Genomic DNA, 20,632 nt, shown 5'->3' with positions numbered 1-20,632 from the left:
GGTCCGGGCACGTGCTAGACTGGGTTTCCGCTCGTTCGGCGCGCGGCGGGCAGGGGGTGTCGCAGCGCGTGATGCTGGTTGGCCGTATGGCCCACTCGGGGGAGTCTCTGATGCCCGAACATGACGAATCCGCACCCGAACTGACCGTCACCGGGTCGTCCGTGCCCCCGGGCAATCTCCTCGATGCGGTCCTGCAGACCGTTCCCGGTATCTTCTATCTGATCGACTCGAAGCAGCGCTTCCGTCGCTGGAATGCGAGCTTCGAACAGGTGACCGGCTATTCAGCGTCGGAAATCGCCGCCATGAGTCCCCTGGATCTGTTCGCACCGGAACATCGGGAAGAGGTTCGCGGGGCAATACGGCGCGTGTTCGAATGCGGTGAGGCCTCGCTGGAAGCCCCCCTGCTGACCCGCAGTGGTCAGACTCCGGTGTTTCGTTACAGCGGGCAGCTGGTCGACGTGGACGGTGAGCCGCTGATTGCGGGCATCGGTGTCGACATCAGCGAGCAGAAGGCCGCCGAGCGGGCCAGCGCTCGACAGACCGAGCAGTTCCGGCATGTGGCCGGACAGGTGCCGGGGGTGATCTACCAGCTTCGCTACGAGCCCGGCACGGGCATCTTCAGCATGCCCTATGCCAGCGCGAAACTGTTCGAAGTGTTCGGCGTGGAGCACAGCGAGGTGGTCGAGAATGCCCAGGCCCTGTTCGACCGGATCGCGCCCGAGGACGAGGCGCGGGTGCAACGGGCCGCTGAACAGAGCCGCCAATCCTTGTGCCGATTCCACGAGCAGTTCAGGATGCTGCCCCCGGGTGGTCAGCTGGAACATGCCGAGTGGGTGGAAGTCGATTCCAGCCCCGAGCGGGACCAGGACGGGGCGGTCACCTGGCACGGTTTCGCGCGACTGATCACCGGGCGGCGGCGCATGGAAGACGAGCTGGTGCGCCTGGCCTACGAGGATGCGCTGACGGGCATGCCCAACCGCACCTCCCTGCAGTTGCGGCTGGAGGAGCAGATTGCCGAGGCCTCGATCGTGGGCCAGGAGCTGGCCCTGCTGCACCTGGATCTGGACAATTTCAAGGATATCAACGATATCTGGGGGCATGGCAGCGGAGATCGACTGCTCGAAGAACTGGCCGGCCGCCTGCGCGAGGTCGTGGGTGATCGGGGCCTGGTAGGTCGGCTGGGGGGGGATGAATTCCTGATCATCGTGCAAGGCGAATCGGTCGAAGGTCCCGCGGCTCGCCTGGCCTCGGCCCTGTGTGCCGCCATGGACTCGCCGGTCTCCGTGGACGATCGCCTGCTGCGGGTGACCGCTTCGATCGGCATGAGCCTTTTTCCCAAGGATGGCGAAACGGCCGAGGATCTGCTGCGCCACGCCGATGCGGCACTCTACCGGGCGAAGGAGGAAGGACCGTCGAACTGGGCGTCCTACACGCCCGAGCTGACGGCGGCGGCGATGGCGCGCCGCTATCTGGAGACCGAGCTCCGCGGCGCCGTCGATCGGGACGAGATCCAGGTCGCGCTGCAGCCGGTGGTCGATCTTTCGAGCGGGGAGGTGGTGGCCTACGAGGCCCTCGCCCGCTGGCACCATCGTGAGGATGGCTGGATCGATCCTGAGCAGTTCATCGCTCTGGCCGAATCCCGCGGTCTGGTGGCCGCCCTCGGCGAGCAGGTCTATCGCAAGGCCATGCGGGCGGTGGCTCGGATCGATGCGACGAGCCGGCTATCGATCAATGTCGCGCCGGTGCAATTGAAGGACCCGCAGTTCGCGCGGCGCCTGGTGCGGATGGCTCGGGACTGCGGTCTGCAGCCGGCTCGACTCGAGGTCGAAATCACCGAGCGGGCCTTCATGGACGAGCTGGCCGACAAGCTCGAACAGCTCGAGTCGCTGCGCAGGCAGGGCATTGCGATTGCCATCGACGATTTCGGTACGGGTTATTCCTCACTGGCCTACCTTCGCCATCTGCCCGTGCAGCGGCTGAAGATCGATCAGGTCTTCGTTCGCGGCCTGGCCAGCAACCCGAAGAATTCGGCCATCATGAAAGCCATCGTGACACTCGCTCGCGAGTTGGGCTTCTCGGTCACCGCCGAGGGTGTTCAGTCCGCCGAAGAGCTCGAGGAAGTTCGAGCGCATGGCTGTGATTGTGCCCAGGGCTGGCACCTGGGACGGGGTCAGCTCGTCGAACTGGAAGCCAGCTGAGATCGATCAGTTTTCCTCCTCGTCCCAATCGCCTTCTTCCAGGAAGGCCTCGTAGTCCGGCACCTCGGCTTCGTCGCCGAACAGGAAGTAGTTGCGACGCTGCAGCCAGCCGTCCCGAACCAGGGCGTACTCGTCGAAGGCCTCGGCCAGCTCGGCGTCGAGGGGTAGCAATCCTGCGCGAATGTCGATGATGCGCAGGCCGAGCAGCGCCCAGGAACCGCGCTCCCGGGTTTCGCGCCAGGCAATGTCGGGCAGGGTGTCGACCCCGCGTCCGACGCCGTCTCGGATCGTCGACGGGCCCAGGAAGGGCAGCATCAGGTAGCGCGAATCCTCCCAGCCCCAGTGCGCCAGGGTCTGGCCGAAATCGGCCTCGTTCTTTTCGATGTCACCGCGACTGGCGAGGTCGAAGATGCCGCCGGCGCCGTAGACCGTGTTGACGACGAAGCGCTGGAATTCCTGCTCCAGATCCTCACCGCGTCCCTGCAGCAGCAGGTTTATCATGATCACCGGCGAACTCAGGTTGCGGAAGAAATTGCCGATCCCGTTGCGGACCGGTTCCGGCGTTACCCGAACGTAGCCTCTCGCTGCTGGCCGAATGATGGCTCGATCGACGCCGCGGTTGAAGGCGTAGACGGATCGGTTCATCGGCTCCCAGGGGTCGTCGGGATGACGCGTGTCCGGCGAGGTCGTGGCGCAGGCGCTGAGCAGGACGGCCAGGAGCAGGGGAATCAGTTTCTTCATGACGGGGATTCTTGTTCCGTTCGATCAGGGGTGTCGTCCCAGCCGAGTAGCGAGGAGACCTGGCTGAGCTTGGCCAGGACACGCAGGCTGTCCGGGGGATTGGAGAATTCGATGTCTTGCTGCCGCTCGCGGGCCCAGGTCTGCCATTCCAGCAGCAAAGCGAGGGCGCTGGAGTCCGTTCGCGTGACGTCGGCCAGATCGATCCGGCCCGGCAATTCGGAGCGTCGGGCGGCGGCGAGGCTGTTTGCGTGGCAGCGGGCCACGGCCTCGGCGGTCAACTCGCCCGCCAGCCGAAAGGCCGTTTCAGCCGGACTGCCCATCGCCACCCACCTCGATATCGATCTCACCGCGTTGCAGGCGCTCGAGCGTGGCGTCGAAACCGTTCCGGCGAATCTCTTCCGCGAACTGATTGCGGAAGGTCGAGACATAGGAAATGCCTTCGACGATCACGTCGAAGACCAGCCATTGCCCGTCACGCTTGCGCAGCATGTAGTCCACCGGCGCCTTTTCACCATTGTCGAGCTGGATGCGGGTGCGTACGCGGGTCATCCGATCGGTGTTCTCTCCGGCCAGGGGCAGGACCTCGACCTGGTCGCGACTCTGGAAGTCCATCAGGCCACTGGCGTATCGGCGCATCAGGACGTCCGTGAGGGCGTCGGCGAAGGCTTCGACCTGGCCGGCGTCCAGGCCTCGTCCGTATCGACCGAGCACCAGGCGGGCGGAGTAGATCGAATCGGTGCGCTCACCGAGCACGCGCTTGAGTTCGGCATGCAGCGTCGAGGGATCCTGTTCGTAGTCGTCGCGGTGGGCTTCGACCAGGGCGAACAGCTCACCGGTGGTCTCGCGGACCATCTCGACGGGATCGCCATTGGCCAGCGTGGACGCACTCAGGCCCAGCAGGCTCAGTGCAATCAGGCCCAGGGTCATGGGATTCGAGCGCATGTCATTCCTCTTCTTCGGAATTGAACAGATACCGGCTGATCAGCTGCTCGAGCTGAAGCGCGGAATTGGTAAGCATAAGACGATCGCCGTCGACGAGGGGTTCAGGCGAGCCGCCGGGTTCGATGCCGACGAATTGATCGCCGAGGATGCCCGAGGTCAGGATCGACGCCGACGAGTCTTCCGGCAGGTCGTCGAACTGGGCGGCGATGCGCATCACCACCAGGGCTTCGAAACTCTCGGGATCCAGGGAAATGGACTCCACCTGGCCGATCGTGACGCCCCCCAGGGCGACCTTGGCGCGGGGCTTGAGGCCGCCGACATTGATGAAGCTGGCTTCGATCCGGTAGCCATCGCCGGAGGCCACACCGCGATCGGTGGCCTGCAGGGCAAGAAAGACCAGCGCGGCGATGGCCAGCAGCAGGAAGATGCCTGCGGTGAGTTCGATCTGATGAGAAGATTTCATGGGTCTGCTTGCAACCTCTAGAGCATGAAGGCCGACAGGACGAAGTCGAGCATCAGGACCGAGATCGCGGTGGCGATCACGGTCTGGGTCGTGGCCAGGGCGACGCCTTCGCCGGTCGGGCGAGCGGTCCAGCCGAAGTACACGGACAGCCAGCCGGCCAGGAAGCCGAAGGCCAGGGCTTTCCACATTCCGTGGGCGAAGTCGCGCCAGAGCTCCACCGAGGCCTGCATATTGCCCCAGAAGGTCACGGCGTCGTTGCCCATCAGGAAGACCGCGAAGACCACGCCACCGAAGATGGCGCAGACATTGAAGATCAGGGTCAGCGCGGGCACGGCGATGATACCGGCGATCAGGCGAGGCTGGACGATGCGTTCGAGGGGGTCGATAGCCATCAGGTCGAGGGCGTCGAGCTGCTCCGTCGCGCGCATCAGACCGATCTCGGCGGTGATCGAAGTGCCCGCTCGTCCGGCGAAGAGCAGGGTGGTGAGCACCGGCCCCAGTTCGCGGAACAGGGACAGGGCGAGCACGGTGCTGGCCGCGTCACCGGCGCCGAAGCGGGTCAGGGTGTCGTAGGTCTGCAGGGTCAGGACCAGGCCGACGAAGAAGCCCCCGGTGACGATGATGACCAGGGACCGGACTCCGGCGAAGTAGACCTGGCGCAGGGTCTCGGCCAGCTGCAGCCGGGTCAGGCGCATGTGCGCGATCGCGGTCAGCAGGAACAGCCCGGCCTGACCCAGATGGCGCAGCGGTGCGGTCCAGCGGCTGCCGACCTTCGACGTGCTCATTGCTGGCTTCCATGGGGATCGAGCAGCTGCTCGGCCAGCGGCGGCGCGGGATGATGGAAGGGCACCGGTCCGTCCGGCTGCCCATCGAGAAACTGCCGCACCAGCGGGTGTTGGCTGTCGGCCAGTTCGGCGGGCGAGCCCGCTGCGATGGTCTTGCGGTCGGCGATGATGCAGCAATGGTCGGCCAGTTTCGCCACTTCGCCCACGTCGTGGGTGATGACCACGCTGGTGGTGCCCAGGGCCTGATTGACCTCGCGAATCAGCCGCAGGGACACACCGAGGGAGATCGGATCCAGGCCGGCAAAGGGCTCGTCATAGAGCATCAGATCCGGGTCCATGGCCATGGCCCGCGCCATCGCCACGCGACGGTTCATCCCGCCCGAAAGCTCGCGCGGATAGAGATCGGCGGCACCGCGCAGGCCCACCGTCTGCAGCTTCAGCAGCACGATCCGTCGAATCAGCGATTCGGGCAGCCGCGTGTGCTCGCGCAGGGGCAGGGCGACATTGTCGAAGCAGGTCAGATCGGTGAACAGGGCGCCGTTCTGCAAGAGCACGCCGATATGGCGACGCGCGCGGTTCAGCGCTCGCGGCTTGAGCTGGTCGATGCGCGTGTCGTCGATCCAGACTTCTCCCGCCTCGGGTTTGAGCTGGCCGGTGATCAGACGCATCACGGTGGTCTTGCCCGCACCGCTGGGCCCCATCACGGCGGTCACGCGACCCGCCGGGACTTCGAGGTTGAAGTCCTCAAGGATCGGTCGACCGCCCAGGGACAGGCGGATATCGACCAGCCGGATGGCCGGCGGACTGGACGGCTGGACGCGATTCCCCATGTTCGAGTGATCCCCTGCGTCGGTGCGATCCGACAGTGTAATGAATCTGCTGTTACGACATCGGCACGAAGAACGCGCCAGCGCCGGGCGGCTCGATCAGAGGATGTAGCGGCTCAGATCCTCGTTGCCGGCCAGTTCGGCCAGGTGTTGATCGACGTAGTGGGCGTCGACCTCCAGGGTCTCGCCGTCGCGGTCCGGGGCGACGAAGCTGATGTCCTCGAGCAGGTGCTCCATCACCGTGTGCAGGCGCCGGGCGCCGATGTTTTCCGTCGACTCGTTGACGGCGAAGGCGATCTCGGCCAGGCGCTCGATGGCCTCGTCGGTGAAGTTCAGCTGCACGCCTTCGGTGGCCATCAGGGCCTGGTACTGGCGGGTCAGGGCGGCGTCCGGTTCGGTCAGGATGCGCTTGAAATCACCGGCACTGAGGGCCTTCAGTTCGACCCGGATCGGCAGGCGGCCCTGCAGTTCCGGCACCAGGTCCGAGGGCTTGGCGACGTGGAAGGCGCCGGAGGCGATGAACAGGATGTGGTCCGTGTTCAGGGTGCCGTAGCGCGTGTTGACGGTGCAGCCTTCGACCAGGGGCAGCAGATCACGTTGCACGCCTTCGCGCGAGACCTCACCGCCGCTGCCGCCGTCGGCGCGGCGCGCGACCTTGTCGATTTCGTCGAGGAAGACGATGCCGTTGTTCTCGGCGTTCTTCAGGGCGGTCTGCTTGACCTCCTCGTCATTGATCAGGCGCGCCGCTTCTTCCTCGATCAACACCGGGATGGCGTCCTTGACCTTCATCTTGCGGGTCTGCTTCTTGCCGCCGGAGAGGTTGGAGAACATCTGCTGGAGCTGATTGGTCATTTCCTCCATGCCCGGCGGCGCCATGATCTCGACGCCGACGTTCAGGGACACGTCGACTTCGATCTCGCGATCGTTGAAGTCGCCGCTGACCAGTTTGTTGAAGATTTTCCGGCGCGTATCGCTCTGATTGCCGTCTGGCTCACCTGGAGCATTGGCGAAGCCGCTGCTCTCGCGGCGCGGCAGCATGATGTCGACGACCCGCTCGATGGCGGCGTCCTCGGCCCTCGACCGGACCTTGGCCATGGCCTCTTCTCGCGCCATCTTGACCGAGGTCTCGACGAGGTCGCGAATGATCGACTCGACGTCCTTGCCGACGTAACCGACCTCGGTGAACTTGGTCGCTTCGACCTTGACGAACGGGGCCTTGGCCAGGGCGGCCAGGCGGCGGGCGATCTCGGTCTTGCCGACGCCCGTCGGCCCGATCATCAGGATATTCTTCGGCGTGATCTCGGCGCGGAGCGCGTCGTCCACCTGCATCCGTCGCCAGCGATTGCGCAGCGCCACGGCGACCGCGCGCTTGGCTTCGTCCTGGCCGATGATGTGACGGTCCAGTTCCTGGACGATTTCGCGAGGCGTCATCTGGGTCATGAGGAGGCGTCCGTGTTCAGGGTCTCGACGGTGAAATTGTGGTTGGTGTAGATGCAGATCTCGCCGGCGATGGTCAGCGCCTCGCGGGCGATGGTTTCCGCGTCCAGATCGCTGTGGCGCATCAGGGCGCGCGCCGCCGACTGGGCGAAGGGTCCGCCGGAACCGATCGCGATCAGGTCGTCTTCCGGTTCGATCACGTCGCCATTGCCCGAAATGATCAGGGAGGCCTCGTGATCGGCCACGGCCAGCAGGGCCTCGAGGCGGCGGAGCATGCGGTCCGTACGCCAGTCCTTGGCCAGTTCGACGGCAGCTCGGGTCAGGTGGCCGGAGTGCATTTCCAGCTTGCTCTCGAAGCGCTCGAACAGGGTGAAGGCGTCTGCCGTGGCGCCGGCGAAACCGGCCAGCACTCGGTTCTTGTACAGGCGTCTGACCTTGCGCGCGTTGGCCTTCATGACCGTATTGCCCAGAGTGACCTGGCCGTCGCCGGCGATGACGACCTGGTCGCCCCGACGGACCGACACGATGGTCGTGCCACGATACTGTTCCATGCCGATTCCGATGTCTGCGTGAATCGCCTACATGGGGACGGTCGGGCCCCGGCAAAAGGGACGCCGGTGCTCAGGAATCGTCGCTGCCGTCCTTGCTGCCCGACTTGCGTCGTGCTCTGGGATGGGTCTCATCGTAGACCCGGGCCAGGTGCTGGAAATCCAGGTGGGTGTAGATCTGCGTGGTGGAAAGATTGGCGTGGCCAAGGAGTTCCTGCACCGCGCGCAGGTCGCCTGAGGACTCGAGGATGTGCGAGGCGAAACTGTGCCGGAGCTGGTGCGGATGGACGCGCTGGTCCAGGCCCTGTCGCTCGGACCAGTGCGCGACGCGCTTCTGCACGGCGCGAACGCCGAGCGGCCGGCCCTTGAGGCTGGTGAATATCCGGCCCGACTCATTTCCGGGTAGCGCCCGCTGGATCCGGCGCCAGCGCTCGAGCGCGCGCAGCGCGTGCTGACCGACGGGCACCAGACGCTCGCGACGGCCCTTGCCCAGGACCCGGACCAGGGCCTCGCCGATGTCCAGGCGATCCCAGCTCAGTCCCGCCAGTTCGCTCACTCGCAGGCCCGAAGTGTAGAAGAGCTCGAGCATGGCCCGGTCGCGTACGGCCAGTTCGTCCTCTTCCGGAATCGCGAGCAGGGCCAGCACCTGATCGATATCCAGGGGGCGGGGCAGGCGACGTTGTACGCGCGGCGCACGAACGCCTTCGACCGGATCGTGTTTGATCCGGCCCTCCCGTCGAAGGTAGCGGAAGAATCGACGCAGGGCCGAGAGCTGACGCTGGATCGAACGAGGGTTGATGCCACGACGATGACGGGTGGCGGCGAAGGCGCGTACGTCATTGACGGTGATCGCCTCGGGGCGGTCGAGCTCGCCGTTTTCGCACCATTGGCGGAACTGCTTCAGATCGCGGCCGTAGCCGTCCAGGCTGGCCGGGCTCAGGCCGAGTTCCTCCCGGGCATGGACGAGAAAGGCCTCGATGGCTTGTTCGAGCGCGGAATGCTGCGTCGCGTCAGGCACGCTTGCGCTGGTGGGCGGCTGGAGGGTTCAGACGAGCCAGAACGGTCTGTGCGAGCAGCTCCAGGAACAGGGTGCCCATGCCGGGGTGGAAGCGGTCCTGCTGGGTGGCGCCGATGGCCAGCAGGCCGGCGGAGCCCAGCGGTACGACGGCGGCCGAGGCGATGGAGTCGGCTTCCGATCCGAACAGCAGGCCGAGCTTTTCGCGCGTCAGTCGGCCGCACTGGATTCGGTCGGGTTCGGCCAGGGATTTCAGAGCCTCGGGGAGCTCGGCATGGGCATGGACCTCGTTGATCGCCGCGAGCGAGGGCTCCGGATCGATCAGATGCACGCTGACGGCATCGGCCTGGAAGTCCTCGCGCAGTCGGGCGATCAATTCCGCCAGGCAGTCCTCCGGCCGGCTCTCGGCCAGGACCGCGAGCGTCAGACCATGGAGTCGCCGACTCAGCTGCTCGTTCTCCGCGGCCACTCGGGTCAGCGCCTCGAGTTGCTGCTCCAGTTTTCGATTGGACGCGCGCAGGCGTTCGACCTGGCGCTCGATCAGGGAAGTGGCGCCGGCATCGTGGGGCAGTTGCAGTCGCTCGAGCAGTTCGGGGTGCTCGATCAGCACATCGGGGTGTTCACCCAGCCAGTTCAGCACGTCATCCGTGGTCATGGAAATTCTTCAGGGTCAGGGGTTGATTGTCGGCTCGATGTCGATCCGGCCGTGGAACACGATCCGGGCCGGCCCGGTCATGTAAACGGGTTTCGGACCGCCATCCCAATGTATCACAAGGGTTCCGCCCGGCTGCCGGATTTCGACCGGGCTGTCGACCTGCCCGCGCCGGATCAGGCTGGCGGCCGTCGCACAGGCGCCGCTGCCACAGGCCCGGGTCGGACCGGCGCCGCGCTCGTAGACCGAGAGGTCGATAAGGTGGCGCGACTCGACGTGCGCGAAGTTGACGTTGGCGCCCTCGGGCAGGCCGGGATGATGGGTCAGGACTTCACCCAGCGATTCGACCAGCGCGACGTCCGCAGGCTGCTCGAGATCGAGGATCAGGTGCGGATTGCCCATGCTTACGAAGTCCACCGGGTAGTCTCGGCCAGCCCGCGATTCCTGCCATGGCCGTTCGGCCGGCAATTCGGCGCCGGCGGGCGCCGCTTCGCTGGGCGGGGGCAGGGTGGCGGTGATGTGATCGGGGCTCTCGAATCGCACGTCGACCGGACCGGCTGCCGTTTCCAGCCGGGCCGATTCGCTCAGTTCGCCCCGATCGTGCAGCCAGAGTGCGACCGCGCGCATGCCGTTGCCGCATTGCTCGGCGGTGCTGCCGTCCTGGTTGAAGATCTCGACGGCCACATGGCGGTCGGGTCGGCTGGCCGGGCGCAGGATCAGGAGCTGGTCGAAGCCGATGCCCAGGCGCCGGTCGCCGAGGCGTGCCACGGTGGCGGGCAGGGGGGCGAAGGCCCCTTCCCGGGCATCGATCAGTACGAAATCGTTGCCCAGGGCTTCGAGCTTGGTGAACGCCAGTTCGCGCTTCATCCGGTCGGGAGAATGCCCTGGACCAGCCAGTGTCGATCGCTGGGACGGGTCAGGACCATGGTCTCGAGGCCGGCTTGGCGACACTGATCGATGACCTCGTCGGCGGTGTAGGCGGCCAGCAGGCTGTTGTAGAAGTCGGTGGCCAGGACCTCGGGCGCGTCGCCGGCGTACTGCTCGACGATGGCGCGGGCCTGCTCGGGGCTGTCGGGCCGGTGCAGGTCCATGATCTGGACGCGGCAGCCGGGCCCGGCCTGATCGGCGATCGTGTTCCACAGCGCCATCGGATCGGGCAGATGGTGCAGCAGGCTGTTGGAGACGATGGCGTCGAGCGGCTGACCCGGGAGTTCGCAGGGCAGGCGTCGCAGCGCCAGCTCGATCGAGCTGGCCTGCGCCGCCTCGACGGCGGCCTGTGCCAGGGCGAGCATGTTGGGTCCGGCATCCAGTCCGATGATCCGCCAGCCGGGCATGGCCCTGGCCAGGCGCAGGCAGATGTCGCCCGGGCCACAGCCCAGGTCGATCAGACGCCCCTCCGTGCCCGCCTCGGCGAAACGGATGAAGGCATCGACGAAGGCCTGGTTCGATTCGCTGAAGTCGGCCTCGGCGTAGGCCTGCGCCTGCGCCGGTGCATCCATCAGCTCGGGTTCAGGAATCCGCTTCATCGTCGGTGTCTTCGCTGTCGGGGTTCGCGCGGTCCTCGGTCTGGCTGTCCTGCGTGGCTTCGACCTGCGTCGGTTCCGGCAGGTAGAGGTCGTCCTTCAGGCCGCAGGCGGCCAGCAGCAGGACGAGGAGTCCGGGTAGAATTAGGCGCATGAATGATTCCACTTCTGAACGACTGGACCGGGTGATCCGGGAAACCGGCGCGGAGCCGACGCATGCCGTGATCTGGCTGCACGGGCTGGGCGCCGACGGCCACGATTTCGAGCCGATTGTACCGCACCTGCGAGCGGCCGCCAGGCGCCCGGTGCGCTTCGTCTTTCCGCACGCGCCGGTGCGCCCGGTGACGATCAACGGGGGCATGGCGATGCGCGCCTGGTACGACATTCTTGGGATGTCGATCGACCGCGATCAGGACGAAGCCGGCATTCTCGCCTCGGTCGCTTCCGTGCACGTCCTGATCGATGAGCAGATCGAGTCGGGCATCGAGGCCGGGAACATCGTTCTGGCCGGGTTTTCCCAGGGAGGCGCGATCGCGCTGCGCACGGGCCTGGCCCGCACCGAGGCCCTCGCGGGCGTGATGGCCTTGTCCTGCTACCTGCTGCAGGCCGATCGATTGGAGTCCTGGTCGCAGCCGGCCTCGGCGAGAGTACCGGTGTTCATGGCGCATGGCGAGCACGATCCGATCGTTCCCCTGGCGCTGGGCCGGCAAGCGGCCGATCGACTGGAGGCCGCGGGCTATTCGGTCGAATGGCACAGCTATCCCATGCCGCACTCCGTGTCCCCCGAAGAGATCCAGGCGATCGATGCCTGGCTGGAAGCGATCTGGTCGTGAGTGCTTCCCTTCGTGTGCTGGTGGTCGATGACGAGGCTCCGGCTCGCGAACGATTGCTGCGGCTGATCGAAGGGATCGATGGGGTGGAGGTGGCCGGCAGTGCCAGTCGCCCGAACGAGGTGCTCCCTGCCTGTCGACAGGCATCCCCCGATGTCGTGCTGCTGGACGTGGAAATGCCGGGTGGCAACGGCGTCGATGTGGCCCGCCAGCTGAGCACTCTGGATCCGGAGCCGGCGGTGATCTTCGTGACGGCCTTCGAGCGCTATGCCGTCGAGGCCTTCGACGTCGAGGCCATCGACTACCTGGTCAAGCCCGTGCGCGCGTCCCGTCTCGAGGCGGCCTTCGCGCGAGTGCGGGAGCGATTGGATCGCAACCCTGCCCAGGTGCCGGCCCTGCTGGCCCGACTGGGCGAGCGGGTCACGCGAATTCCCCTCGACGAGGTCCGGGCCCTGATTGCAGAGGACAAGTACGTCTGCGTGCATCACACCGGTGGCAAGGCCCTGGTGGAAGAATCGCTGGTGCAGCTGGAGCAGCGCTTTCCGGAGCGCTTTCTGCGGGTGCACCGAAACGCCCTGGTCGACCGCAATCGTCTGCGCGCCCTGTTCCGGAACCCGGCAGGTGCCGACTGCGTGGAAATCGAAGGAATCGATGTGCAGCCCGAAGTGAGTCGCAGGAATCTCCCTGCGGTTCGCCGGGCCCTGAAGGACATGACATGAATCGCATCCGGATCGCCACTCGGCAATCCCGCCTCGCCCTGTGGCAGAGCGAGCACGTGGCCGAGCAGCTGTCACAGGCCCATCCCGATCTGGCGCTCGAACTGGTGCCATTGAGTACGCGGGGGGACGAGATCCTCGACCGCTCGCTTGCCGAGATCGGCGGCAAGGGGCTGTTTCTCAAAGAGCTGGAAGCCGCCCTGCTGGATGGCCGGGCCGACATCGCCGTGCATTCGCTCAAGGACGTTCCGGCCGAATCGCCGCCCGGTCTGGTGCTGAGCGTGGTGCTGCCCCGGGCGAACTGGGTGGACTGGTGGTTGAACGCCGACGGATTGTCCCCGGAGCAGATGCCGGAGCGCGCGCGGGTGGGGACGTCCAGCCTGCGCCGTCAGTCACAGTTGCTCCGGATGCATCCGGAGTTCGAGATCGTGCCGATCCGAGGCAATGTGCAGACGCGTCTCGGCAAGCTCGAGACCGGTGAGGTCGATGCCGTCATTCTCGCTGCGGCCGGTCTCGAGCGGCTGGGCCTGAAGGTGCCGACACCGCTGCCGCTCCGGCCGCCGGAATTTCTCCCGGCACCGGGGCAGGGCGTCATCGTGGTGCAGTGCCGCGAAGGCGATGCCGAGATTCTCGAGCACCTCGCCTGCCTGGAGTGCGCGGAGACGAGGGCGCGGGTCGAGGCCGAGCGGGCCGTGGTGGCAGCGCTGGGCGGAGACTGTCGGATGCCCCTGGCCGCGCTGGCCGAAATCGAGTGTGATCGTCTCAGGCTCCAGGCCCGGCTCTGCAGTCCCGATGGGCGAGAGTGTCTCGATGCGCGGGTCGAGGGAAGCGTGGCCGCGGCTCGCGCGCTGGGTGAAGAAGCTGCCGAGCTGCTGAAGGGCGCTGGCGCGATGAGAATCCTGTCACGTTTGTGAAATTTTTCCCGCATGACCGGCCTGCGAAGGCTGGACAGGGGGCGATATTTGTGAGAAAGTCCTAATCAAGTTAGCGAGGCGGAAGGGGAAGAATCGATTTGCTTTCCGGGCGTCATCCACGGCTCAGTCATTTGAGGTGCGTCCCCCTACTGCCAACGCCAACACGCAAGCCCCCAGCACTTTGAGTGGCTGCGCCAGACGCCCGGATTCTTAAACCCCCGAAAAAGCCCGCTGCCTCAGCGGGCTTTTTTTCTTGGAGGGATTGCTCGTGATCGGTATCTGCACATTGGCTCTGGACCGTCCATGAACCCTGAACCGCTGGTGATCGTGACTCGAATCGGTGAGGAGGGTCGACGATTGTGCGATCGAGTCCTGGCGCAGGGGGGGGCGGTACTGCACCTGCCCTTGCTGCGCCTCGAGGGACCGAGCGACCCGGATCAGACCGGGGCGGCACTGCGATCGATGCTGCCGGTCGATGGGCTGATCGTGACCAGCCGCGAGGGTCTGCGTCAGCTGGCCCGGCTGCTCGAACCGACCGAGCTGGAAGGCATTCCCCTGGTCGTTCCGGGAGGCGGCACGGCGTCGCTTGCCGAGGAACTGGGATTGGGTCCGGTCTTCGCCCCGACCGGTGCCGGTGACAGCGAGGCGATGCTGCGACTGCCCTGTCTTCGGGAGGTCGCCGCGCAGCGGTGGCTGATCCTGGCGGCCCCGGACGGTCGCCGACTCCTCGATCAGGCGCTGGCGGACCGTGGCGCGCGGGTGCTGCGCGCCGATGTCTACCAGCGCGTGCCCGTCGCCCTCGAATCGAGCCAGGCGCGGTGCATCGACGACGCCACTCAACTGGTCACCCTGGTGGCCAGCGGTTCCGCGCTCGAACGGCTGCGCGAGTCCCTGGGGCCAGCGCGATGGGATCGCCTTCGCCAGTCGCCCATGGTCCTGCCATCCCGCCGTCTGCTCGACCGAGCGCGGGTCCTCGGTTGCACTCGAGCATTCCTCAGCCGCGGGGCGGACGATGCGTCCATGCTCGAGGCGCTGGCCTCGTGCCCAACGGAAAGCTGATTTGCGGTACTCTCGGGATTGATCGAATCCAGGCGCTGGCCTTGCCCAAGATGAGCGAACAAGACGCGAAATCTCCTGAACCCATCGCTGAGGAAACGGAGGCCATGGTCGAGCCCGAGGCCGCCGTCGAGCCACCCCCGGAGGCTTCGGAACCGCGGCGTTCCGAGCCATCCTCTTCACGCTCCGGAGTCCTGGTCTGGCTGGCGCTCCTGCTGGCGCTTGCCGCGCTGGCACTGGCGGCCTGGCCCCGCTTCGAAGCGCAGTGGGGCAAAAGCGAGGCCGACGGTGAATCGGAGCTACGCGAACTCGCCTCACGCGTCGAGACACTGGCTTCCGGACAATCGGCCGCAGAGCGTGAGCGCCGCGATGAGTCCGCCCGCATCGATGCTGACCTGGACGCCATCCGCAGCGGACTGGCCGATGCCGTGGCGCGCATCGAGCAGTCCCGAGCGCTTGCCGCCGAATCCGATCCTGTCGTGTCGGCCCGGCTCAGCGAGATCGAAGGGCGGATGGACCGGGCGCAGGAACGTGAGGCCGAGGTGCAGCGTTCCATGGCCCGCTTCGCCGAGCAGCTGAGCGAGCGCAGCGATCAACAGCGCGACGTCGATCGTGATCTGGCCTTGAAGCTCGATCTGATCGAAGCCTCCGCGCTACTGGGGATCGGCCAGGCGCTCGCCGAATCCGGCCAGAACCGAGCCGCCGCCTTGCTCGCCTATCGCCGGGCGGAGACACGACTGAGTGCGCAGCCGGATTCGCGCCTCAATCAGGCCCGCGAGCGTCTGGCCGAAGAAATCGATCGAATCGACTCGCAGAGCGAGCCGGATTGGTCCGGCGCACGCGCGCGCCTCATGCGCTGGTCGACGTCGGTCGAGGACTGGCCGACGCTGCAGCCTGCGGACGGGGGTCCCGGCGGCGCCGAACCGGGTGAAACCGAGGCGGAGTCTGGTTGGTGGTCGAGCGTGACACGCTCCCTGGGACAGCTCGTCGAAGTGGAGCACCGGGGTGAGGAGCTGATCGACGCGCCGCCGGTCGACGCCCTTCGCGAGGCGGCGCGTCTCCATCTGGCCGCGGCCGGGCTGGCCGTCGAGCGCCGGGACGCTGAAGCCCTGAGGCCACATCTCAGTGCACTGGCCGATCTGCTCGATCGTTACTTCGCCACCGATCAGGCGCCCCTGGGCCCGGTTCGTTCCGAACTGGATGAGCTGCTGGCGCTCGAAGCACCTGCCGTGCCCAGCGACCTCGGTCAGGCCAGGGCGGCGCTGCAACGCGTCATCGAAGCCCTGTGAAGCGCCTGCTGCTGATCATCGCGGCCCTGGCCGCCCTGGTGCTGACGGCCTGGCTGGCCCCGCGCCTGTTGGCCGATCCGGGTCTGGTGTCCATCGAGGTGGGTGAATGGCGCCTGCGCATGTCCGTGCTGGTCCTGGTGGGCGGGGTGGTGCTGGTCTGGATACTGCTCAGCCTGGTCGTGGGCCTGATCCGCTGGCCCGGGCGTCTGATGCGCCGTCAGCGCGAGCAGCGCGCTCGTCGGCAGCTCGAGAATGGCCTGCTCGCCCTCACGGAAGGCGATTGGCAGAAGGCCGAGCGGGAACTGTCGCGCTCGCTCGCTCATCGAGGCACGACGGCCGGTTATCTCGCGGCGGCGCGGGCGGCCCAGGGCCAGTCCGACGCGACGGCTCGGGATCACTGGCTGCAGCTGGCCGATCGTCGCTTCGGGCGCAAGCACTTCGTGACCGACCTGGCCCGCGCGCGCCTGCTGACCGGGGAAGGGCGTCTGGAAGAGGCGGTACCGGTGCTCGAATCCCTGCATCTGAAGAAGCCCCGTCATACGGGCGTGCTTCGCTTGCTGCTGCAGGCCTATCAGGACCTGGATCGCTGGCGCGAGGTTCGTCTGCTGACCCCGGCCCTGCGCAAGGCCGGCATCATCGATGCCAGCAAGGTCGACGAGCTCTCGACGCTGGCGGCCAGTCGGGAATTGAGAGCGACCTCGGACGTCGAGGCCCTGGAAGCGGCCTGGAGCGGTCTGCCCCGCAAGCTGCGCTCGGAGCGCGAGATCGTGCTCGCCCATGCCGCCCGCGCCGGTGAATTGGGGCATGCCGAACTCGGCGGACGCCGCCTGAGAAAATTGCTCAAGGCCGGCCCGGACCGTGAAGCCCTGCGTCTGTATGCCCAGGTCGACGATGCCGGGCGAGCGCAGCGTATCGCCGATTGCGAACACTGGCTGAAGGACCACCCCAGGCATCCGTCCTTGCTGCAGACCCTCGGGCTTCTCTACCTGCAGGACCGCCAGTACGATCAGGCCCGCCAATGCCTGGAGAAATCACTGGATCAGCAAGCCGATGCCGACGCCTACGCCGCGCTCGGCCGGATTCACGATCGATCGGGCAGCCTGGAAGCGGCGGCCCAGTGCTATCGAAACGCCCTGCGTCTGCAGCAGGGGCGCGGTGTCCAGGCCCTGCCGCCACCGAGCTGAGGAATTCGCGCCAAGTTGCGCTTCCAGGCGCGGCGCGGCCGTATAATGGCCGGCTGCCCCTATTGCCCTCATCGGTCAACCCATGAAGCTACGCAACATCGCCATCATCGCCCACGTCGACCACGGAAAGACCACCCTGGTCGACCAGCTGCTGCGCCAGTCCGGCGAGTTCGCTGCCCACGAGCGTCTGACCGAACGAGTCATGGACTCCGAGGACCAGGAACGCGAGCGCGGCATCACCATCCTGGCCAAGAACACGGCGATCACCTGGAACGACTGGCGCATCAACATCGTCGATACCCCGGGCCACGCCGATTTCGGTGGCGAGGTCGAGCGCGTCCTGTCGATGGTCGACTCCGTGCTGCTGCTCGTCGACGCGGTCGACGGCCCCATGCCGCAGACGCGATTCGTGACCCAGAAGGCCTTTGCCATGGGCTTTCGACCGATCGTGGTGATCAACAAGATCGACCGCCCGGGGGCGCGCCCGGATTGGGTCCTGAACCAGACCTTCGATCTGTTCGACAAGCTCGGTGCGACCGACGAGCAGCTCGACTTTCCCGTGCTTTACGCTTCGGGGCTCAATGGCTATGCGGGACTCGATGAATCGGTCCGCGGCGGTGACCTGACGCCCCTGTTCGAGGCCCTGGTCGAACACGTGCCCGAACCGCCGGTCGACCCCGATGGTCCCTTCCAGATGCAGGTCACCAGCCTGAGCTATTCCACCTACGTCGGTCTGATCGGCATCGGCCGCATCCGTCGCGGCCGGGTCAAGACCAACCAGCCGGTGGCCGTGATCGACCGAGAGGGCAAGCGTCGCTCCGGCCGGGTCCTGCAGGTGCTCGGTTTCAGCGGTCTGAAGCGCGAAGAAATTCCCGAGGCCGGCGCCGGCGACATCATCGGCATTTCGGGCATCGAGAACATCGGCATCTCGGACACGCTCTGTGATCCCGCCCATCCCGAGGCACTGCCGCCGTTGAGCGTCGATGAGCCGACGATTCACATGACCTTCCAGGTCAACGATTCGCCCTTTGCCGGGCGCGAGGGCAAGTTCCTGACCAGCCGGCAGATTCGTGCGCGCCTCTACCAGGAGGCCAGCCACAATGTGGCCCTGCAGGTCGCCGACACGTCCGACCCCGATCAGTTCGAGGTGTCCGGTCGCGGCGAGCTCCATCTTTCCGTCCTGATCGAGACCATGCGCCGCGAAGGTTACGAGCTGGCCGTCTCGCGCCCGCGCGTGCGCAAGCGCGAGGTCGATGGCGAAATGCTCGAGCCCTGGGAATCGGTGGTGCTCGACATGGAGGAGGAGTACCAGGGGGCGGTCATGCAGGCGATGGGCGAGCGCAAGGCTCAGCTCAAGGACATGGTGCCCGACGGCAAGGGTCGGGTCCGTCTCGATTACATCGCGCCGGCCCGTGGCCTGATCGGCTTTCAGTCCAGCTACCGGACGATGACCGCGGGAACCGGATTGTTCTTCCGCGTCTTCGATCACTGGGGACCGGCCACCGAGCGGATCGCGGCGCGTATCAATGGCACGCTCATCAGCATGGATCAGGGCACGACCGTGGCCTATTCCCTGTTCAACCTCCAGGATCGCGGCAAGCTCTTCGTCGGTGCCGGTGAAGACGTCTACGAAGGCATGATCATCGGCCTGCACAGCCGCGAGAACGACCTCGTCGTCAATCCGTTGAAGAAGAAGCAGCTGACCAACATCCGCGCTGCGGGCAAGGATGACGCGCTGCTGTTGACGCCGCCGATCCGCATGAGCCTGGAGCAGGCCCTGGAATTCCTGGCCGACGACGAGTTGCTCGAAGTCACGCCGGAGAAGATCCGCCTTCGCAAGCGCCTGCTCAAGGAGCACGAGCGCAAGCGCGCCGAGCGCAGCGCCTGATCCGGCAGCCCGAGGCCCGATGCTCCGAAGCGTGGAGGCAACTCGTGACCCAGGCCTGATAGGCGTCCTGCTGAGCCTGGGTCTCGGCTATCTTCGCTGGTTGGTGCTGGTGCCGATGTTCACGGTCTGGACCTTCTATCTGCTGATGGTCCTGGCCCTGCTGCTGACGAACTTCCAGGATTCGGCCGCCGCCCTGTTTGCGGCGCTGGAACCCTGGCTCGAACCGTGGCTGGGTCCTCCGCCAGCCTCGGATGCATCGGCGGCGGCGCCCGATAGCGCCGAATCCATCGAGCTGAACGAAACGCTCATCATGCCCGTGGCGCTCAAGCTCTGGGGCCTGGCGGCGCTGTTGCTGTGGGGGCTCGGTGAACTCTGGCGTCTGCTGCGACGACGCCCAGCGGCAGCGCCTCGTCTGGGCCGCAAGCTCGTCTTCGCGCTGGCAGCGATCGCCCTGGGCTGGCTGCTGATGCTGTTCGCCTACGGCTTCGGCTCCGAAACCTTCCACGGCAGCCTCTGGGCCTGGCTGGCGATGTTCACCGGCGTCGCCTTTCTTGCCGCTCTGGTGACCCTGGCCTGCCTTGGCCTGTCCCACGTGCTGGCGGTCCTGGCCGATCGCCTCACGGCCGGCGCCAGGCACTCCGGTCGCGATCGATCCTAGCGGGGCTGGTCGCGTCAGTGCTGAAGCGAGGTCCTACCGCTCTTCGGCCTACCCGCGCTGATGAAATGCGCAGCGAAACGACGCATCAAGATTCAGGGGGCGGCGGGTTCCACGGGCGAATCACGCCTTCCTGTGCGCTCGAGGCGACGAGACGTCCATCGGTGCTGAAGATCTGACCCCTGGAGAAGCCTCGTCCCTCGTGGGCGGACGGGCTGTCGAACGCGAACAACAGCCACTCGTCGACCCGAAAGGGCCGATGGAACCACAGCGCATGGTCGATGCTGGCCATCTGCACCGCGCGGGCGCTGAAGTCGAGGTCATGGGGCAGAGTGGACGTGCCGAGCAGTTCGTAATCCGAGACGTAGGCCAGCAGCTTCCAGTGCAGTTCCTCGTCGTCCGGCAACGGGTCCCAGGCGCGCATCCAGACGTGTTTTCGCGCCGGCCTGGCGCGAGGTTCGATGAACTTCGGTGCTTCGACCGGACGGAATTCGAAGGGAGGCCGGTGGGCCAGCAGGCGGCGCATCTTCTCGGGGACCCGATCGATGATCGAGGCATGGATGTCGATGCTGGAACTCAGGCCCTCTGGACCGGGCACCTGCGGCATCTCGTCCTGGTGCTCGAAGCCGGATTCCGGGCGGTGGAACGAGGCCGCCAGACTGAGGATCGGACGACCATGCTGGACGGCCACCACCCGTCGACTGGCGTAGCTGCGTCCGTCCCGCGAACGTTCGACCTGGTAGACCACGGGCTGGTTGAAGTCGCCGCGACGCAGGAAATACGCGTGCAGTGAGTGCGGCGATGCGCCATCGACGGTCTGGCTCGCGGCACTCAGTGCCTGTCCCAGGATCTGCCCACCGAATACCTGCGGGGCGCCGATGTCATGGCTTTCGCCGCGGAAGATCAGGTCTTCGATCCGCTCGAGCGACAGCAGGTCGATGACGGCCTTCAGGTCGGGGTTCATGGGGC

At 66.4% G+C, this 20,632-nt stretch carries 23 protein-coding genes; 9 read left to right on the top strand and 14 right to left on the bottom strand.

Annotation, left to right across the window (positions count from 1 at the left end; translation table 11 throughout):
- Window positions 1–110 precede the first annotated feature (110 nt).
- Complete coding sequence (locus WM2015_RS09860) at window positions 111–2,198, top strand: putative bifunctional diguanylate cyclase/phosphodiesterase (RefSeq protein ID WP_169751144.1); 2,088 nt, start codon at window positions 111–113, stop codon at window positions 2,196–2,198.
- Between the two features lie 6 nt (window positions 2,199–2,204).
- Here WM2015_RS09860 and WM2015_RS09855 read toward each other — a convergent pair whose 3' ends face one another.
- From WM2015_RS09855 to lptM, 13 genes are all read right to left on the bottom strand, one after another.
- Window positions 2,205–2,939, bottom strand: a complete 735-nt coding sequence (locus tag WM2015_RS09855; RefSeq protein WP_049725884.1) for an MlaA family lipoprotein — start codon at window positions 2,937–2,939, stop codon at window positions 2,205–2,207.
- A complete protein-coding gene (locus WM2015_RS09850) occupies window positions 2,936–3,259 on the bottom strand; it encodes an STAS domain-containing protein (protein ID WP_049725883.1) in 324 nt (107 codons plus the stop codon). Before WM2015_RS09850 ends, WM2015_RS09855 begins: the two co-directional genes overlap by 4 nt.
- On the bottom strand, window positions 3,243–3,881 hold the full coding sequence (locus tag WM2015_RS09845) for an MlaC/ttg2D family ABC transporter substrate-binding protein (RefSeq protein WP_049725882.1): 639 nt from the start codon (window positions 3,879–3,881) through the stop codon (window positions 3,243–3,245). Before WM2015_RS09845 ends, WM2015_RS09850 begins: the two co-directional genes overlap by 17 nt.
- Before the next feature lies 1 nt (window position 3,882).
- A complete protein-coding gene (gene mlaD / locus WM2015_RS09840; RefSeq protein WP_049725881.1) occupies window positions 3,883–4,344 on the bottom strand; it encodes an outer membrane lipid asymmetry maintenance protein MlaD in 462 nt (153 codons plus the stop codon).
- Window positions 4,345–4,361: 17 nt separating this feature from the next.
- Window positions 4,362–5,129 (bottom strand): MlaE family lipid ABC transporter permease subunit, encoded by a 768-nt coding sequence (locus WM2015_RS09835; protein ID WP_049725880.1) that lies wholly within the window; start codon window positions 5,127–5,129, stop codon window positions 4,362–4,364.
- Entirely contained in the window at window positions 5,126–5,959 is an 834-nt protein-coding gene (locus WM2015_RS09830; RefSeq protein ID WP_049725879.1) for an ABC transporter ATP-binding protein, read from the bottom strand. The genes WM2015_RS09835 and WM2015_RS09830 overlap by 4 nt, the downstream gene beginning before the upstream one ends.
- Before the next feature lie 96 nt (window positions 5,960–6,055).
- The gene (gene hslU / locus WM2015_RS09825) at window positions 6,056–7,396 is read right to left on the bottom strand and encodes an ATP-dependent protease ATPase subunit HslU (RefSeq protein ID WP_049725878.1); all 1,341 of its coding nucleotides are present in this window, start codon (window positions 7,394–7,396) and stop codon (window positions 6,056–6,058) included.
- Window positions 7,393–7,944: an ATP-dependent protease subunit HslV gene (gene hslV, locus WM2015_RS09820; RefSeq protein WP_049725877.1), complete on the bottom strand. Its 552-nt coding sequence runs from the start codon at window positions 7,942–7,944 to the stop codon at window positions 7,393–7,395. Before hslV ends, hslU begins: the two co-directional genes overlap by 4 nt.
- A 70-nt stretch (window positions 7,945–8,014) precedes the next feature.
- Entirely contained in the window at window positions 8,015–8,959 is a 945-nt protein-coding gene (gene xerC, locus WM2015_RS09815; protein ID WP_211260922.1) for a tyrosine recombinase XerC, read from the bottom strand.
- Window positions 8,952–9,611: a DUF484 family protein gene (locus tag WM2015_RS09810; RefSeq protein WP_049725876.1), complete on the bottom strand. Its 660-nt coding sequence runs from the start codon at window positions 9,609–9,611 to the stop codon at window positions 8,952–8,954. Before WM2015_RS09810 ends, xerC begins: the two co-directional genes overlap by 8 nt.
- Window positions 9,612–9,626: 15 nt before the next feature.
- Window positions 9,627–10,475: a diaminopimelate epimerase gene (dapF, locus tag WM2015_RS09805; RefSeq protein ID WP_049725875.1), complete on the bottom strand. Its 849-nt coding sequence runs from the start codon at window positions 10,473–10,475 to the stop codon at window positions 9,627–9,629.
- Window positions 10,472–11,134 (bottom strand): class I SAM-dependent methyltransferase, encoded by a 663-nt coding sequence (locus WM2015_RS09800; RefSeq protein WP_049725874.1) that lies wholly within the window; start codon window positions 11,132–11,134, stop codon window positions 10,472–10,474. Before WM2015_RS09800 ends, dapF begins: the two co-directional genes overlap by 4 nt.
- A complete protein-coding gene (lptM, locus tag WM2015_RS15870; RefSeq protein WP_156201057.1) occupies window positions 11,118–11,285 on the bottom strand; it encodes an LPS translocon maturation chaperone LptM in 168 nt (55 codons plus the stop codon). The genes WM2015_RS09800 and lptM overlap by 17 nt, the downstream gene beginning before the upstream one ends.
- Between lptM and WM2015_RS09795 the strand changes: the two genes are divergently transcribed.
- From WM2015_RS09795 to WM2015_RS09760, 8 genes are all read left to right on the top strand, one after another.
- On the top strand, window positions 11,284–11,964 hold the full coding sequence (locus WM2015_RS09795; RefSeq protein WP_049725873.1) for an alpha/beta hydrolase: 681 nt from the start codon (window positions 11,284–11,286) through the stop codon (window positions 11,962–11,964). The two genes, lptM and WM2015_RS09795, sit on opposite strands and share 2 nt — an antisense overlap.
- Entirely contained in the window at window positions 11,961–12,680 is a 720-nt protein-coding gene (locus WM2015_RS09790; protein ID WP_049725872.1) for a LytR/AlgR family response regulator transcription factor, read from the top strand. Before WM2015_RS09795 ends, WM2015_RS09790 begins: the two co-directional genes overlap by 4 nt.
- A complete protein-coding gene (gene hemC, locus WM2015_RS09785; RefSeq protein WP_049725871.1) occupies window positions 12,677–13,591 on the top strand; it encodes a hydroxymethylbilane synthase in 915 nt (304 codons plus the stop codon). Before WM2015_RS09790 ends, hemC begins: the two co-directional genes overlap by 4 nt.
- A 303-nt stretch (window positions 13,592–13,894) precedes the next feature.
- Window positions 13,895–14,650, top strand: a complete 756-nt coding sequence (locus WM2015_RS09780) for a uroporphyrinogen-III synthase (RefSeq protein WP_049725870.1) — start codon at window positions 13,895–13,897, stop codon at window positions 14,648–14,650.
- 104 nt (window positions 14,651–14,754) lie between these two features.
- Window positions 14,755–15,936, top strand: a complete 1,182-nt coding sequence (locus tag WM2015_RS09775) for a uroporphyrinogen-III C-methyltransferase (protein ID WP_169751143.1) — start codon at window positions 14,755–14,757, stop codon at window positions 15,934–15,936.
- Window positions 15,933–17,120, top strand: a complete 1,188-nt coding sequence (locus tag WM2015_RS09770) for a heme biosynthesis HemY N-terminal domain-containing protein (protein WP_049725868.1) — start codon at window positions 15,933–15,935, stop codon at window positions 17,118–17,120. The genes WM2015_RS09775 and WM2015_RS09770 overlap by 4 nt, the downstream gene beginning before the upstream one ends.
- A gap of 82 nt (window positions 17,121–17,202) precedes the next feature.
- Window positions 17,203–19,008, top strand: coding sequence for a translational GTPase TypA (gene typA, locus WM2015_RS09765; protein WP_049725867.1), 1,806 nt, complete (start codon window positions 17,203–17,205; stop codon window positions 19,006–19,008).
- Between the two features lie 19 nt (window positions 19,009–19,027).
- Window positions 19,028–19,666, top strand: a complete 639-nt coding sequence (locus tag WM2015_RS09760) for a hypothetical protein (protein ID WP_049725866.1) — start codon at window positions 19,028–19,030, stop codon at window positions 19,664–19,666.
- 85 nt (window positions 19,667–19,751) lie between these two features.
- Here WM2015_RS09760 and WM2015_RS09755 read toward each other — a convergent pair whose 3' ends face one another.
- Complete coding sequence (locus tag WM2015_RS09755; RefSeq protein ID WP_049725865.1) at window positions 19,752–20,627, bottom strand: acyl-CoA thioesterase; 876 nt, start codon at window positions 20,625–20,627, stop codon at window positions 19,752–19,754.
- Window positions 20,628–20,632 lie beyond the last annotated feature (5 nt).

The sequence above is a fragment of the Wenzhouxiangella marina genome, from assembly GCF_001187785.1.
GTDB lineage: Bacteria > Pseudomonadota > Gammaproteobacteria > Xanthomonadales > Wenzhouxiangellaceae > Wenzhouxiangella > Wenzhouxiangella marina.
The sequence above is the reverse complement of the archived record's forward strand: the minus strand, read 5'-3'. Positions and strand labels throughout refer to the sequence as shown.